The organism is Bradyrhizobium sp. T-1 (genome assembly GCF_053592855.1).
The window spans coordinates 448,084-464,101 of record NZ_JBSGOX010000002.1 but is presented as its reverse complement, the minus strand read 5'-3'; the positions used below and the strand labels follow the sequence as shown (position 1 = coordinate 464,101).

Genomic DNA, 16,018 nt, shown 5'->3' with positions numbered 1-16,018 from the left:
CTCCTCATTATTTTCGCGCTGGCGGCTTCGTGCCGCTCAGAAGCGCGAACTTCGCCACCGGCGCTCCTCGCTTCCCGGCGCTTACCAAATCGACGCCATCGCCAATCACGAACTTGAGCGCTTCTTCCGGCATCTGGACCAGGCCGGCCAGATGCGAGCCGATGCGCCGCTCGGCCATTGCGGTCTTAGAGATGTCGTCCGTCGCGAACAACACCCTGAAGTCCAAATTGGCAAACCATTCCAGACGTCGAAGCTCGATCTCCTGTCCGCTTTCAATGGGCGTCCCTGTCGTTGACCGCTCAATGAGAGACGCCGGCGGGAAGTTGATGATCCCCTTGATCCCGGCCTCTTTCAACGCATCGGCAAGATCCTCCCAGCACGCGAAGGGATCGATCATGACGATCGCGGCGTAAACACCCGCAGATCTCTCCTTTCGGAACGTGCGCAGATCCCGTAACAGACAATCGTTCCAGTCAACGACGGGCAAGGTCGCCATGACCAGCATGGAGCCTTCCGGAAGGCTCCCTAAAGCCGGCGCATAGATTGCTAGGCAATAACCCTCGCGCGTGTCCGACCTGCTTGAAATGAGCTCGCCGACTGCTCTTTGCTTCAACCGCCTCTACCCAATCTTACCCATTTAAACATCGCACTGATCTTATACGGCATTTCAGTTCGGTCTAGAGATCTGCACGACATCTAGGCACGTCAGGCTTCCGACGACGTCTCATCTATCCGCTGGCAGGCCGGCCTCGTCTGCTTCCTCCCTCGACTTACGCCGCTGTTGGAGAGCTCCAGCAGCGGTCTCTTTTTAGAATTCAATTCACAGGCATTGAACCGCGCGAGCTGTCCACCCGCCCGCCACTTGGCACTTTTTGCAATGGGTGAAACAGCGTCCCAAGGGCTGGCGGAGATGACCTTCGCCTGCTGCGCACCGCGTGCGTCTCATGGGCCCGAAAGGACGCCGGACAGAAGATGCCGGAAGAGGAGAGGGGAAGACACGCCGCAGACAGGACAGGCAACCTTGGCTAGAGCCACCGGTGCGCTCCCGAGCGCTTCGAGACATCTACCCAATATTACCCAACTCTCCCCGGCGCGGCACTTATTGAGCGTCTCGGCCGCGTTTAGACCATTCGTATCAAGCAGGATCGGAGAGGAAAGATCGTGTCGCACCATTGCACCGACGACGCGAAGTCGGCCAGGCTTGGGCGCTCGCCCAAGGTCGGAGCCGCTGGCGCCGTTGCAATCGTGGCGACGCTCGATACGAAGGGCGCAGAAGCATCTTATCTCCGAAACGTCATCGAAGGCCTGGGCCGCACGACGGTGGTCTTAGACGTCGGTACGTCCAAGGCAGGGTCGGACAAAGAGCCGACAGATGGCGGCCGCGCCGTTTCTCCCGTCGAGCTCTTGAACGACATTGCCCAATCGGCCCGCAAAATGGTCGATGATCTTCGCCAATCAGGCGCGATCAGCGCAATTGTCGGAATTGCGGGTGGCAAGGGCAGCGCCGTCTTTGGCGAAGTCGTCCGCGATTTACCATATGGCTTCCCGAAGCTCCTTGTGAGTAGCGCCAGGCCCGCACTGCTCGCCGAACTGGCCGTCCATAACGACATCATCCTCTATCCGACCCTTGTCGACCTCTTCGGGATCAACGCCTTCACCCAACGCGTGCTGGACAATGCCGGCCGCGCCGTGGCCGCCATGCAATATGAGCCATCCCGTCAGAGGAGACGGAAGAAAATCGTCGCCATCACGGCCTTCGGAGTTACGACGCCGGCGGCCAATCAATGCGTAAGACGTCTTGGAGAGGCCGGCCTCGATGCGATCGTTTTCCCCGCTAACGGGGCCGGCGGGCGCAAGATGGAACAGCTAATCGCGGCCGGTGAGTTTGACGCTGTAATCGATCTGACCACAACCGAGCTTGCTGACGAAATCGTCGGTGGCACCGCCAGCGCCGGACCGGATCGGCTCAAGGCAGCCGCGGATCGATCAATCCCGCAGGTCGTCGCGCCAGGCGCAGTCGACATGGTCAATTTTGGTCCACCATCCAGCGTCCCCGATCAGTTTCGCTGCCGCCAGTTCTACTCCCATACTCGCTACACCACGCTCATGCGCACAACTCCGTCCGAAAACGCAAGCATCGGCCGGCTTACGGCCGAGCGGCTGTCGCGGGCCGAAGCGCCAGCCATCGTGCTCTGGCCGGCGAAAGGCGTCTCCGACTACGACCGCGACGGCGGCGTGTTCCGTGATTGCAATGCCGACCGCGCTTGGCTGGACGCGGTCAAGAACAATCTGCCGCCCAAAATCACGGTGCGCGAATTGAACTGTCACATCAACGATCCCGAATTTGCCGAGGCGGCCGCGAGTTGGATCCTCGAGCAATTGGCGCAGGAAGGCTGACTGCGATGCGGATGTTTGAGCGAAGCGAAATCCTAGCGAAGATCGCAAGCCAGGTGGCCGAGCGCAGAGCGGTTCTTGCCGCAGGCAGCAGCTGCGGCCTGGTGGCCAAATGCGCTGTCCTCGGGGGCGCGGACATGCTGGTGGTCTACTCTACCGGGCTGTCGCGCCTGATGGGGCTTCCGACCAGCCGGATCGGAGACTCCAACGCGCGCACGCTCGAGCTTGCCGCAGAAATCCGCAACGTTGTCTCTTCCATCCCCGTGATCGGCGGCGTTGAGGCCTGGGATCCCGTTCGGCTCGATCTCGATGCGTTGCTCGACAAATTCTGGGCGGCCGGCTTCTCAGGCGTGATCAACTATCCCACCATCTCGACCATGGGCGACAAATGGCGCGACCGCCGCGGCCGCGTCGGGCTCGGCTTCGAACGCGAAGTCGAGATGATCGCATCTGCGCGCAAGAAGAACATCTTCTCGCTCGCCTATGTCGCAAACCCGGACGATGCCAAGGCGATGGCAAGCGCCGGGGCCGACTGCATCATCCCTCATGTCGGCGCCACACGGGGCGGGCTCGTTGGCCATGAGGAAGGGCGGTCGGTCAAAGACGCGATCAATCGCATCAACGACATCAACGCCGCGGCCAGGAGCGGGCGCTCCGACGTTGTCCTGCTCTGCCATGGTGGTGCGATCGCAGAGCCCGCGGATACGGCCGAGGTGTACCGGTCGACGCAATGCGTCGGATTTGTCGGCGCCTCCTCCATCGAACGAATTCCGATCGAACGGGCAGTAAAGGCGGCAGCCGAGGAATTCAAAGCCGTCCCGCTTCCCCAACATCACTGACCTCAGTTCCAAGAAATCGCAGCGAGGCTGGAATGGACACACCGATGGGCCAATCAAGCAAGGGCATGACCGTGGCGATCGCCCGAAGCGCAAGGGCGGATCACGAATGGGCAACCGACGTTCTCGTAGTCGGGAGTGGTGCAGCCGGGCTCTCGGCCGCCCTCTATGCGGCAAAAGCAGGACTGCGCGTCACTGTCTGCGAAAAATCCGCCCGGCTCGGCGGCACGACAGCTCTTTCCAATGGTATGATCTGGGTTCCTTGCTCACCCCAGGCGCGCTCAGCGAAGATCGACGACTCGCTTGCGAAGGCAAGGACCTACCTGCAGCACGAACTTGGCACCTATTACCGGGCAGGCTTCATCGATGCTTATCTCGAGGACGGCCCAGCTGCACTTGCCGCCCTTGAGGACGGGACAGAGGTCAACTTCACGCTGGCCTCGGCGCCCGATTATCATTCGAGCCAGATCGGCGGCGTCGACAAGGGCCGGGCACTGAGCCCGGCTCCCTATGATGGGCGCCTTCTCGGAGCCGATTTCGATCTGATCGGCGATCCCATCCGGGTTGTGCTTGGTGGAATGATGATCTCATCCAGCGAGGTCAGAAGCTTCCTCAATCCCTTCCAATCCTTTGCCGCCCTCAGACACGTCTTGCGGCGTGTCGGTCGCTACGCGCGTGACCGGCTGGGCCACAGGCGCGGGACAGAGCTCAGCGGAGGGAACGCCCTGATCGCGCGCCTGGTCGTCAGTCTGCGCAAGCACGGCGTCGAGATATGGCCTGGCTCCCCGCTGATAGAGCTGATCAGGGAAGATGGGCGTGTCACCGGAGCCGTCGTCAAGCGGAACGGTTCCGACCTTCGCGTGCGCGCCTCGCATGGCGTCATCCTCGCAACGGGCGGATTTGCTCGCAGCGCAGAGTTAAGAGCCAGCCTCAGCGGTCCCCACCAGCACGATGACACGCTGGCCCATGTGGACGTTGTGGGCGATGGCATTTCCCTGGCGTCCAGGCTTGGAGCTGCGATTGACAACAATGTCGCCTCTGCCGGCTTTTGGACTCCCGTCTCAATTCTCAAGAGCGGCAGCTCCTCCCAAGTGGTCCCCTATGGCTGGCTCGATCGCGGCCGTCCCGGCGTCATCGCAGTGGGGCCGGATGCCAAGCGTTTCGTCAACGAATCCAATTCGTATCACGACATTTGCCTGGCGATGTTCACCAGCGGCTATCCGGCAGATAAGCGATTTTACTTCATCTGCGACCTGGAGTTCGTACGGTTGAGAGGTATGGGACATCTGCTGCCCTGGCCCTGGACCTTGAGGATCGGAAAATATGCGCGCCTTGGGTACATCAAGGTCGGCCGGACAATTCCTGAACTTGCCAAACAGCTGGGGCTAGATCCGGCTGCGCTTGAAAAGACCGTCGAAGAGCACAACACGCACGCTGCTGAGGGGCGCGATCCGCTGTTCAAACGCGGTGAATCCGCCTTTAATCGCACGCTCGGCGATCCGGCCGTGAGCAAGAAAAACCCAAATCTCGGACCCATCAAGACAGGCCCGTTTATCGCGCTTCCAATCGTTCCGGCAACGCTCGGCACGGCCACCGGCCTGGCAACCGACACTTGCGGCCAGGTCCTAGACGGGCAGGAAAGATCCATCGCGGGCCTTTACGCTTGCGGCAACGACATGACATCCCCGATGCGCGGCATCTATCCAGGAGCAGGCATCACCATCGGGCCTGCGATTGTGTTCGCGTACCGGGCTGTCAACGCCATCCTATCGGCGACGCAGCAAAAGACAAAGGCTGCCGCTTCTGGAGCTTGACATCGTTTGCATGGGGCGAGCGCGTGATCGACGAAGCATTGGCTTTCGCCAGGAGCGGCTGGCTCGAAGGCGGCTCATCCAAGGGGTTTGATTTTTGATGCGCCGCTCGCGCCATGCCAAGATCGTCGCAACCATCGGCCCGGCAACCGTCGAGCTCGACCAACTCCGTGCTCTCGATCTTGCAGGTGCCGATACATTCCGCCTGAACTTCAGTCATGGCACCAAAGACGATCACGCGCGCGCCTTTACCGCCATTCGCGCGCTCGAGCGCGAATTCGGCCGACCCATCGGCGTGCTACAAGATCTGCAAGGCCCGAAGCTGCGCATCGGTTCGCTTGAAGAGGGTGAGCTCACGCTGCAGGCCGGCGAAACGGTCCGCTTTGTTCTGGACGGAGCAAGAGGCGGAAAGCAGGCGATCCCTCTGCCACATCCGGAGATCTTTGTAGCTGCGTATCCAGGTCAAAATCTGCTCATCGATGACGGCCGTGTTCGCCTAAGCCTCGAAAAGCCAGGCGATGGCGACATGATAGCGCGCGTCATTGTCGGTGGAACGATCCGCGATCAAAAAGGCGTAAACGTGCCGGGAGCGTTGCTTGATATCTACCCCCTGACCAAGAAGGATCGTGACGATCTCGTCTTCGGCCTAGAGCTGGGCGTCGACTGGGTTGCCTTGTCCTTTGTTCAGAAGCCTTCAGACCTGATTGAGGCACGAGCTCTAATCGGTGAGGCAGCCGGCCTCGTCGCCAAAATCGAAACGCCAATGGCGCTTGATCACATCGATGATATCATCAAATTGTCCGACGCCCTCATGGTCGCCCGCGGCGATCTTGGGGTCGAGATTCCCCCGGAAAACGTGCCTGGCCGACAAAAAGAGCTCATTCGTGCTTGCCGAATGGCCGCAAAGCCCGTGATCGTCGCAACCCAAATGCTTGATTCCATGGTGGCAGCGCCGACGCCGACGCGCGCGGAAGCCTCCGATGTTGCGACCGCCATCTATGATGGAGCCGATGCTGTGATGCTATCAGCCGAAACGGCAAACGGCGCTTATCCGGCCGAAGCCGTCGCCATGATGGATCGTATCATCCGGAGTACGGAGCAACATCGTCTCTATCGCTCCTTGATCAGGGCTGCGCAAGTCGACGAAGAGATTACCCCTCCACACGCTGTCGCAGCGGCAGGCGCAGATCTTGCCGCCACGATCGAGGCCAAAGCCATCATCGGCTTCACGGCGAGCGGGACGACCGCAGCCCGCATTTCGCGCAAACGACCACCGATCCCCGTTCTTGCTCTGACGCCAGACGACATTGTGGCGCGACGCATGTGCCTGTTGTGGGGCGTCCATAGTGTCGTGGCCAGCGATCCCTCCGGCCATGAAGAAATAACCCGGATCGCGGCCGTGGCAGCGCAACGGGAAGGCTATGTGCGGTCCGGCGACTTGGCCGTCGTGGTCTTTGGCCTCCCATTCGGACAAATAGGCGCGACAAACAACGTACGCGTTGCTGTCTGCTAGAACAGTCCGTTCGCCCTGAAACGTCTGTCGAGCCATCTTGATGTCGATCCGGACTGCGGCGAGGCTCTACGCATGGTCGTGCACGAGATGCTCCAAGCCCGGCTGCAACTCCGGCCAGGAGCTTACATTGCCTGACGACCACGAGGCAGCTCTGCGCGGATGGGCGGTTTCGGTCGAAACCGCACAGCCTTTTTAGTCGAATGCCGCTTGCAGCGAGCAGACGGGCTGTATCGCTGGCATGAGGGCCTCAGCGGCAGGCATCTGCGTGCCGCCCGCGGCCTGTTGAACTGGTCCGTCAAGGAAGTGGCCCAGCGGGTGTGCGTCTCCACGGCGATCATCTGGCGGATCGAGGAGTACAGCGACACACCAATGTCCGACGCGCAGAGGGAAAGCTTGAGAAAGACCTTTGTCGATGCAGGAATCAAAGTTACCCTTCCGGTCGTAGGCAAGCCCCGGTGTTCAGCCGCGATGACGCTCCATCGGCAAATCGAGATGGCTATCAATCGTTATCTTTTTTGCAGCGCAGGAGGGCAGCGCCGGTCTCAAGAATCAACAAAATTGAGCTTCCGGCAGCTTCTCCTCGTGTGAAAGTGCTACTCAGGTGCCCCATGCTGGCAAGTCTCGGTCTTATCCTCCTCTGCCAATTGATCGGAGAGGCCATTACGCGCGGGTTCGGCCTGCTGCTGCCTGGTCCGGTCGTCGGGCTCCTGCTGCTGTTGATTTTGCTGCTCGTCCGTGACCGTTTCGCAATCATCGCTCAAGGACCGCTGCGAAACGGCGGCGTTGAGACTGCCAGCAGGGGGCTGCTCAACAATCTGTCTCTCCTGTTTGTCCCGGCCGGCGTGGGTGTCGTGGAAAAACTCGATCTCATTTATGCTCATGGGATAGCAATTGTGTTGATTCTTGCCCTTTCCGTCGTAGTGACCCTTCTCGCGACCGTGCTAACGTTTCGCCTGGTCAGCCGGCTGTTCGGTCATGAGGCGCCATGAAGGACCATGCATTCTCGCTCTGGGTCTATCTGTCGCAATCGCCTCTGCTTTGGCTGACGATCACCTTACTGGTTTATGCAGTCTCGGAAGCGCTGTCGCTTGCCCTCCACCGACATCCGCTCGCCAATCCTGTTCTCCACGCGGTCTGGATCATCGGCGTGTTTCTGTTCGTGACCAGCACGCCATATCCGGTCTATTTTAGCGGAGCGCAGTTCGTACATTTCTTGCTCGGCCCAGCCACAGTCGCGCTCGCTATCCCGCTCTACGAGAACCGCAGGATCGTCCTTGCCTCGATCGTGCCAATGCTGGCAGCCCTCGTTGTGGGCTCGGTCACAGCGGCCGCGTCGATTGTGCTGCTTGCGAAAGCTGCAGGCTTGCCGCGCGATGTTGTACTGTCCCTTGCGCCTAAGTCCGTGACAGCCGCGGTCGCAATGGGGATCAGCGAAACACTGCACGCCGACCCTTCTCTGACCGCCGTCGCGGTGATCCTCACGGGGATCATGGGAGCGATCATTGTCACGCCATTGATGAATTGGAGTGGTATCATTGATTTTCGTGCGCGTGGTTTTGCCGCGGGCATCGCCGCGCACGGCATTGGTACCGCGCGAGCGTTTCAGGTGGACGAGGTTGCGGGCGTGTTCTCGGGGATTGCGATGAGCCTGAACGCGCTGGTTACGTCTTTGCTCGTCCCTCTCGCAGTCACACAATTGTTGCGATAAGCCACCGCGCATGGCCGTTCTGACGAGGCCCATCCTCACTTTTTCGGATAGCCAAACCATCGCGGCAACGAGCGATACTTACTGGGAGGAAAGGCTAGCTTCGCCTCCGAGCTGGGCGACGATCCAATCGGCAAAAGCGCGCACCGCCGAGCGTTGCCGGCTGGCGCGCGGATAAATTAGCCTGTGACCGACGTATCGAATATCGGTTGCGCGGCCGGCCAATGGAGCAACCAGTCGTCCGCTAGCCAATTCGCGCTCCGCTAGAAGCGTTGATTCCAAGGCTACTCCCAGTCCTTCGGCGGCGGTTGCAATCGCCAGGAAACTTCGATCGAATCTCATGCCGTGAATCGCTGGAGCTTCCAATCCATTGGCGGCGAACCACTGATGCCATTGAACTTGCTTCACGTCTGAACGGATCAATGTCTGATCCAGGAGGTCGATCGGCTTCTTGATTGATTTTGCAAGCTTCCGGGAGCATAGGGGAGTGACTGTTTCCTCTGGCAGAGGAACAATCTCGACGCCCTCCGCCCTCGGCGGACCGTAAACGATGTCGACATCGAAATCATCGTTACTGAAACGCGCATAGTCTGTGCTGGCAGCCAAGCGAACTTCTAGCTTCGGATGGGCTGCAAGAAACTGCGCCAGTCGTGGCGTTAGCCATTGCGCTGCAAAGCTCGGAGCGGAGTGAACCCGCACCAACTGCGGACCACGAGCAGCGACTTCCTCCAAGCCGCGGCGGAGCTGATCGAATGCAGCGCCGGTATGTCGCATCAGGTTCTCGCCGGCCGGCGTGAGCCGCACCGCGCGTGCACTGCGCTCGAAGAGAACGGTCCGGAGCGTGTCCTCCAGCTTACGGATTGCATGACTGACTGCACTTGGCGTCAGGTGAAGCTCATTCGCCGCATCGCGAAACGATCCGGTGCGGGCCGCCGCCTCAAAGGCGCGAATTGCCGATATCGGAACATTCGAGAGCATCGCATAAGTGAACCAGATTCATCGACCCATGACAACTGTGCGCTTGTCGGCGCGGAGAGCGAGGGTCATTCCTAGCATTGTCAAGGAAAACAATTTGCGGGAGGAACTGATGCTGCTCAGCGGGAAGACAGCCATCATTTCGGGCGCGGCCTCGCCGCGGGGGATCGGGCTCGCCACCGCCCGGCGGTTTGCCTCCGAGGGCGCTCGGGTCGCAATCCTCGATATCGATGCCGGAGCCGCGGCAGGGGCAGCAGCCACTCTTGGCAAGGAACACCTCGGTTTGCGCTGCGACGTCGCTGACAAATCGTCCTGCGAGCGGGCAGTTGCAAGCGCGGTCGAGGCATTCGGTGGTATCGATATACTGATCAACAATGCCGGCATTACCCAGCCGGTGAAGCTCCTGGACATATCAGCCGCCGATTGGGATCGCATTCAAGACGTCAATCTCAAAGGCGTTCTCTTCCTCTCCCAGGCCGTGATCCCGCATATGCGTGCGCGGAAGTCCGGATCGATCGCATGCATGTCGTCGGTGTCGGCCCAGCGTGGCGGCGGAATTTTTGGGGGACCACACTATTCGGCAGCGAAAGCCGGCGTTCTTGGTTTAGCCAAGGCCATGGCTCGCGAGTTCGGTCCTGACAACATCCGCGTCAACTGCGTCACGCCTGGCCTGATCGGCACCGATATCACGGCCGGCAAGCTGACTGATGAAATGCGTGCGAAAATTCTGGAAGGCATTCCACTCAATCGTCTCGGCACCGCAGAAGATGTCGCCGGCATCTACACTTTTCTGGCCTCCGATCTCTCCGCGTACGTCACTGGTGCCGTGATCGACGTCAATGGCGGCATGCTCATCCACTGAGCCAGCAAGAGAAGGTCCAGATCGATGGAAGCGCCGACCAAAACGTTGACCAACACGCCCAAGCTGGCGGACCGCGCCTATAACATTCGCCGCAATGCGCTGCGCATGGGGGAAGTTCAGGGCCAAGGCTATATCGCTCAGGCGCTCGATATCTCCGACGTTCTCGCCGTGGCTTACTTTCACGCGATGCGCTATCGGCCGGAGGATCCGACCTGGGAGGAACGCGATCGCTTCCTGCTCTCAAACGGGCACTACGCTATTGCGCTTTATGCGGCTTTGATAGAAGCGGGGATCGTCCCCGAGGAAGAGCTTGAGACCTATGGCAGTGACGAGAGCCGCTTGCCAATGTCGGGCATGGCCTCCTACACGCCCGGAATGGAAATGTCGGGTGGCTCGCTCGGCCTCGGGCTCAGCATTGCTGTCGGCATGGGCCTTGGCCTCAAACGCAAAAGGTCCGAGGCGCGGGTATACACCTTGTTCTCCGACGGCGAGCTCGACGAGGGCTCCGTGTGGGAGGCCATCCAGTCGGCGGCCCACTACAAGCTGGACAACCTGATCGGCATTGTCGATGTCAACAACCAGCAGGCCGACGGTCCCTCGACGCAAGTCATGGCCTTCGAACCCTTGGTCGACAAGCTCCAGGCATTCGGCTGGTTCGTACAACGTATCGATGGCAATGATCTCGATGCCGTGCTCGCAGCATTCGACCGTGCAAAGTCGCATCCCGAGCCGAAGCCGCGAATGATCGTCGCCGACACCCTCATGGGGAAGGGCGTTCCTTTCCTCGAGCAGCGCGAGAAGAACCATTTCATTCGCGTCGAGCAGCACGAATGGCAACTTGCCCTTGCCGCGCTGGAAGCCGGGAGGCAGGCATGAAGACCGTCAGATCAGCACCGCAAGCGGGCAAGCCGCGCCTAACCACCTCTGCCATGATCGCCTCGATTGCGGCCGAGGGCCAAAAGACGAAGCCAGCGCCGTTCGGACATGCACTCGTCGAACTGGCACGGAGCCGGCCAGAGGTGGTCGGCATGACCGCCGATCTCGGCAAATACACCGACCTGCACATCTTCGCCAAGGAATTTCCAGACCGCTATTACCAGATGGGCATGGCCGAGCAACTTTTGTTCGGAGCAGCCTCCGGACTCGCCGCAGAGGGCTTCATGCCCTTTGCGACGACATATGCCGTGTTCGCATCGCGGCGCGCCTACGATTTCATTCATCAGACCATTGCGGAGGAAGACCGCAACGTGAAAATCGTCTGCGCCTTGCCCGGCCTGACCTCGGGCTATGGCCCAAGTCATCAAGCCGCCGAGGATCTCGCGTTGTTTCGGGCCATGCCAAATATGACGGTGATCGACCCCTGCGATGCCAGTGAAATCGAGCAGGTGGTGCCAGCCATAGCCGCGCATCAAGGTCCAGTCTACATGCGCCTGCTGCGCGGCCAGGTGCCTGTCGTTCTGGATGAATACGACTATAAGTTCGAGCTTGGAAAGGCCAAGCTGATCCGTGATGGCAAGGACGTCCTGATCATCTCGTCCGGCATCATGACCATGCGGGCACTCGAGGCCGTCCAAGCTTTGAAGGATGACCGCGTGGATGCAGCGGTGCTGCATGTTCCAACCATCAAGCCCCTCGACGCAGAGACTATCCTGCGTGAGGCCAGCAAGCCGGCACGGCTTGTCGTCGTTGCCGAAAATCACACGACCATTGGTGGCCTCGGCGAAGCAATTGCCGCACTCCTCTTGCGTTCTGGGGCACATCCGCCTTTCCGCCAGATCGCATTGCCGGACGAATTTCTCGACGCCGGCGCGCTTCCAACGCTGCACGACCGTTACGGGATTTCCACCGCAGAGGTCGCAAGGCAAATCAAACAGTGGCTTTAGCGCCGCTGGGCTGAGGTCCAACAAGCTGTACTCAACGTTGCCCGCCGCACCTTGCAGCGGCGAACGCTGGCTTTTGCCCAAATGCCGGCACTCAAGACGCGGGCACACGAATGAGCGGAACGGCTGCGCCGCCTGCGCTGAGATCGCCACCGCTAGGTAAATAGAACGAGGAGGAAGACATGAGCGTATCGAAACGCAGAGATATCAGCCGGCGTTCCCTGTTGAAAGCTGCAACGGCCGTACCTCTCTGCGCAATTCTCACTCGACCGGCATCTGCGGCCGAATTCGTTTATAAATTTGCAACCGGCCAGGATCCGACGCATCCGGTGAACGTCCGCGCGCAGGAAGCCATCCAACGCATTCTAGAGGCTACCAGTGGCCGGCTCGAGATCAGGCTGTTTCCGGCCAACCAGCTCGGGTCCGACACCGAGCTCATGACCCAGGTCCGCAGCGGCGGCGTCGAATTCTTTAATCAGTCCTCTTCGATCCTCGCCACCCTGGTCCCAAGTGCGGGCCTGGTGAACACCGGCTTCGCGTTTACTGACTACGATAGCGTTTGGAAAGCTATGGACGGAGATCTCGGAACCTACATCCGGACGCAGATTGCCAAAACTCCGATCATGGCGGTTTCCAAAGCGTGGGATAACGGCTTTCGTCAGGTGACTTCTTCCGGACGTGAGATCCGCAGCCCTGACGATCTAAAGAATTTCCAGATCCGCGTCCCCCCGGCGCCGCTTTTGACCTCGCTTTTCAAGGCGCTTGGAGCCGGCCCGACGCCTATTAACTTCAACGAGGTCTACTCCGCGTTACAGACCAAAGTCGTGGACGGCCAGGAGAATCCGTTGCCGATCATTGCAACCGCCCGCCTCTACGAAGTGCAAAGCACGTGCAGCCTGACCGGGCACGTTTGGGACGGATACTGGATCCTCGCCAACAAGCGCGCATTCGAGCGCTTACCGAAGGATGTTCAGGAGGTCGTGACCCGCGAACTAGATCGCTCCGCCGTCGATCAGCGGGCTGATATCGCAAAGCTCAGCCAGTCCTTGCGCACCGATCTGTCGGCCAAAGGTCTCAAATTTATCGAAGTCGATCGCGCCGCCTTCCGACAAGCCTTGTCCAAGACTAGCTTCTACTCCGACTGGAAGGGCAAATTCGGCGAGGAGGCGTGGTCGCAGCTCGAAAAAGCGGCGGGTCAGCTGTCATGAGCAGCGTGAGCCACGCTCCACATGCTGATGACGGTGGAGCGACCGCCTCGACTGAACGGGGTCCCCGACATTGGGCGGTAACAGCGAACACGATGTTGGGCCACCTCGTCGCGGTCCCAGCCGCGCTACTCGTCCTGGCCGAAGTCGCAATCCTGGCCGCAGGAATCGTAGGCAGATACGTATTCCGCTCCCCCATCGTCTGGTCCGACGAACTCGCCGGTATTCTCTTCCTTTGGCTTGCCATGCTCGGCTCCGTCATTGCTTTCCAGCGCGGCGAGCACATGCGTATGACAGCCATCGTCGGCGTGCTCAGTGCCCAGGTGCGTGCGTTTTTGGACGTGGTGGCGGCCGCAGCCTCGCTGGCGTTTCTTTTGCTCGTCGTTTGGCCGGCCTATGAATTTGCCGCCGACGAGGCCTTCGTCACCACGCCGGCGCTGGAGATCATCAACACTTGGCGTGCGGCGGCGCTACCGATCGGAATTGGGCTGATGCTGATCGCCGCGGCCCTCCGGCTCTGCCGAATTGCCAATCTACGCAGCTTGTTGGCCTCTCTAGCGATCGTCGCCGGTCTCATCCTTGCGTTCGTGCTGCTCGCGCCGGTTTTTAAGCCGCTCGGCAATCTGAACCTTCTGATCTTCTTCGTCTTTGTTGTCGGTGCGATGGTCTTTGCCGCCGTTCCGATTGCCTTTGCATTCGGTCTCGCCACCGTGGGTTATCTCACGCTTACGACGAGCACGCCGGACGTAGTGATGATCGGGCGGATGGATGAAGGGATGAGCCATCTGATCCTGCTCGCCGTGCCTCTTTTCGTCTTCCTGGGCCTGCTGATCGAGATGACGGGCATGGCTCGCGCAATGGTCGGTTTCCTCGCAAGTCTCCTCGGCCACGTCCGCGGCGGGCTGCACTACGTCCTGGTCGGGGCTATGTATCTGGTCTCCGGTATCTCAGGGTCCAAGGCGGCAGATATGGCGGCCGTGGCCCCTGTGCTGTTTCCCGAGATGCGGCAGCGTGGCGCCAAACCCGGCGACCTCGTTGCGTTGCTGGCCGCCACGGGGGCGCAAACCGAAACGATTCCGCCGTCGCTGGTTCTGATCACGATCGGCTCGGTGACGGGCGTGTCGATCTCCGCGCTATTCACCGGCGGATTGCTCCCGGGCGTGGTGCTCGCAGTTATGCTCGGGGCGATCGTGTGGTGGCGCTACCGGCGCGAGGACCTCTCTCACGTCAAAAGGGCGACTGGGCGGGAGATCGGCCGAGCCTTTGTCATTGCTCTTCCTGCGATCGCCTTGCCTTTCGTGATCCGGACCGCCGTCGTCGAAGGCGTTGCAACGGCAACGGAGGTCTCGACCATCGGCATCTTGTACTCGGCCTGCGCCGGTCTCCTCATTTACCGCCAGTTCGACTGGCGACGCATCTATCCTATGCTGGTCGAGACGGCCTCCCTGTCGGGCGCGATTCTGCTCATCATCGGCGCCGCGACAGGAATGGCCTGGGCGCTGACCCAGTCGGGATTTTCAGCCTCGCTTGCCAAGTTCATGACCAGCCTTCCCGGCGGTGTCCCCGTCTTCCTAGCGGTGACGATCGTAACTTTCGTGATTCTAGGCAGCGTGCTGGAGGGGATCCCAGCCATCGTCTTGTTCGGTCCGCTCCTGTTCCCGATCGCGCGGCAGGTTGGGGTCCACGATGTCCATTACGCAATGGTCGTGGTTCTCGCGATGGGCATCGGCCTGTTCGCACCGCCGTTTGGGGTCGGCTACTACGCGGCCTGCGCTATCAGCCGCATTAACCCGGACGACGGTATGAGACCAATCGTGGGATACATGATTGCGCTGCTCATTGGCACGCTGATCGTCGCCGCGGTGCCCTGGCTGTCTATCGGCTTCCTGAAATAAGACTATCCGGTCCCGTGACCGGACCGCGATCGGCTGCCACCTTAAGTGACGCGAGCGGATAGAACTTGCTGGCACCGGCAGCAGTTTATAACGCTGGCGAAGCGAAGCGCCCCGATCAGCGTGTGAACTGGTTCATATGCGCGGCGTGCAGCCTTGGATAACCAACAGAGCGAAGCAGGCTCCGGCTCGGCTGAGGCGGTACGTCAGCCGTTCGTCTTCTGATGAACGCTTGGCCCGCGCTTTGCAGGTGATTCATTGCGCCTAAAGCAGCAAAGTAGGCTGCCATGACGTGGATAGAAGCTTGTGGCTATCTGGCCTCTTCGCTCGTCCTCGTGACATTCTGCATGCACACCATGCTGACTCTGCGGGCCGTCGCCATCTGCAGCAATCTCGCATTCATCGTCTATGCCACTGGCGCCGGTATCTACCCTGTGCTGATTCTGCACTTTATTTTGCTTCCACTAAACGCTGCCTACTTCGTCCGCATGGTCTTGGTACTACGCCGCGCCAAGCTCGCCGCTAATACAGATCTTTCTCCGAACTGGCTTCAGCCGTTCATGCACACACAGCGGATCAAGGCTGGAGAGACAATCTTCGAGAAAGGGGATCACGCCGATGCACTCTATCTCATCGGATCAGGACAAGTCGAGCTTCCCGAAATAGACAAGCTCTTGTATCCAGGAGAGGTTTTTGGTGAGGTTGGGCTGTTCGCCGTGGATCGACGCCGCCGCACGCAATCTGCTCGAGCGGCCAGCGATTTGGAGCTTTTCTGGATCAAGGCCGACGCATTAAAGAGGATTTGCGAACGGAACCCTGGCCTCTCGCTGTACTTTCTTCGTCCTGTAGCCACTCGGCTTAGCTCAAATGCTTCCGAGCGAACAGAGCCCCGGCAAGCCCCGTCCGCGCGTTGCGCTGGGGACATTAGATGAACCGCATACGCTC

At 60.2% G+C, this 16,018-nt stretch carries 15 protein-coding genes; 13 read left to right on the top strand and 2 right to left on the bottom strand.

Features of this window, described 5'->3' with window-relative positions; all coding sequences use genetic code 11:
* Positions 1-7 precede the first annotated feature (7 nt).
* Positions 8-505, bottom strand: a complete 498-nt coding sequence (locus ACWAT4_RS41580; protein WP_232995564.1) for a hypothetical protein — start codon at positions 503-505, stop codon at positions 8-10.
* A gap of 740 nt (positions 506-1,245) precedes the next feature.
* Between ACWAT4_RS41580 and ACWAT4_RS41575 the strand changes: the two genes are divergently transcribed.
* The 7 genes from ACWAT4_RS41575 to ACWAT4_RS41545 all read left to right on the top strand — a co-directional run bounded on the left by ACWAT4_RS41575 (position 1,246) and on the right by ACWAT4_RS41545 (position 8,262).
* Positions 1,246-2,397 carry a Tm-1-like ATP-binding domain-containing protein gene (locus tag ACWAT4_RS41575; RefSeq protein ID WP_128930139.1) on the top strand — a complete coding sequence of 384 codons (1,152 nt, stop codon included), beginning with the start codon at positions 1,246-1,248 and terminating at the stop codon, positions 2,395-2,397.
* 11 nt (positions 2,398-2,408) lie between these two features.
* Complete coding sequence (locus tag ACWAT4_RS41570; protein ID WP_232995566.1) at positions 2,409-3,233, top strand: phosphoenolpyruvate hydrolase family protein; 825 nt, start codon at positions 2,409-2,411, stop codon at positions 3,231-3,233.
* 65 nt (positions 3,234-3,298) lie between these two features.
* The gene (locus tag ACWAT4_RS41565; protein WP_164933601.1) at positions 3,299-5,044 is read left to right on the top strand and encodes an FAD-dependent oxidoreductase; all 1,746 of its coding nucleotides are present in this window, start codon (positions 3,299-3,301) and stop codon (positions 5,042-5,044) included.
* Positions 5,045-5,141: 97 nt separating this feature from the next.
* Complete coding sequence (gene pyk / locus ACWAT4_RS41560; RefSeq protein WP_128929489.1) at positions 5,142-6,554, top strand: pyruvate kinase; 1,413 nt, start codon at positions 5,142-5,144, stop codon at positions 6,552-6,554.
* A 207-nt stretch (positions 6,555-6,761) separates the two neighbouring features.
* Positions 6,762-7,142 carry a helix-turn-helix domain-containing protein gene (locus tag ACWAT4_RS41555; protein WP_128929490.1) on the top strand — a complete coding sequence of 127 codons (381 nt, stop codon included), beginning with the start codon at positions 6,762-6,764 and terminating at the stop codon, positions 7,140-7,142.
* A gap of 20 nt (positions 7,143-7,162) precedes the next feature.
* Complete coding sequence (locus tag ACWAT4_RS41550; RefSeq protein WP_128929491.1) at positions 7,163-7,543, top strand: CidA/LrgA family protein; 381 nt, start codon at positions 7,163-7,165, stop codon at positions 7,541-7,543.
* Positions 7,540-8,262: an LrgB family protein gene (locus ACWAT4_RS41545; RefSeq protein WP_128929492.1), complete on the top strand. Its 723-nt coding sequence runs from the start codon at positions 7,540-7,542 to the stop codon at positions 8,260-8,262. Before ACWAT4_RS41550 ends, ACWAT4_RS41545 begins: the two co-directional genes overlap by 4 nt.
* Positions 8,263-8,340: 78 nt before the next feature.
* Here the strand turns inward: ACWAT4_RS41545 and ACWAT4_RS41540 are convergent, their stop codons facing one another.
* Positions 8,341-9,237 (bottom strand): LysR substrate-binding domain-containing protein, encoded by an 897-nt coding sequence (locus tag ACWAT4_RS41540; protein ID WP_128929493.1) that lies wholly within the window; start codon positions 9,235-9,237, stop codon positions 8,341-8,343.
* A gap of 109 nt (positions 9,238-9,346) precedes the next feature.
* Between ACWAT4_RS41540 and ACWAT4_RS41535 the strand changes: the two genes are divergently transcribed.
* The 6 genes from ACWAT4_RS41535 (at position 9,347) to ACWAT4_RS41510 (ending at position 16,005) form a co-directional block, all read left to right on the top strand.
* Positions 9,347-10,096 carry an SDR family NAD(P)-dependent oxidoreductase gene (locus ACWAT4_RS41535; protein ID WP_128955190.1) on the top strand — a complete coding sequence of 250 codons (750 nt, stop codon included), beginning with the start codon at positions 9,347-9,349 and terminating at the stop codon, positions 10,094-10,096.
* A gap of 24 nt (positions 10,097-10,120) precedes the next feature.
* Positions 10,121-10,972, top strand: coding sequence for a transketolase (locus ACWAT4_RS41530; protein ID WP_128929495.1), 852 nt, complete (start codon positions 10,121-10,123; stop codon positions 10,970-10,972).
* Positions 10,969-11,979 carry a transketolase family protein gene (locus ACWAT4_RS41525; protein WP_188637396.1) on the top strand — a complete coding sequence of 337 codons (1,011 nt, stop codon included), beginning with the start codon at positions 10,969-10,971 and terminating at the stop codon, positions 11,977-11,979. The genes ACWAT4_RS41530 and ACWAT4_RS41525 overlap by 4 nt, the downstream gene beginning before the upstream one ends.
* 179 nt (positions 11,980-12,158) lie before the next feature.
* On the top strand, positions 12,159-13,184 hold the full coding sequence (locus ACWAT4_RS41520; protein ID WP_128929497.1) for a TRAP transporter substrate-binding protein: 1,026 nt from the start codon (positions 12,159-12,161) through the stop codon (positions 13,182-13,184).
* The gene (locus tag ACWAT4_RS41515) at positions 13,181-15,076 is read left to right on the top strand and encodes a TRAP transporter large permease (RefSeq protein WP_128929498.1); all 1,896 of its coding nucleotides are present in this window, start codon (positions 13,181-13,183) and stop codon (positions 15,074-15,076) included. The genes ACWAT4_RS41520 and ACWAT4_RS41515 overlap by 4 nt, the downstream gene beginning before the upstream one ends.
* 344 nt (positions 15,077-15,420) lie before the next feature.
* On the top strand, positions 15,421-16,005 hold the full coding sequence (locus ACWAT4_RS41510) for a cyclic nucleotide-binding domain-containing protein (RefSeq protein WP_237864935.1): 585 nt from the start codon (positions 15,421-15,423) through the stop codon (positions 16,003-16,005).
* The last annotated feature ends 13 nt before the right edge of the window (positions 16,006-16,018 follow it).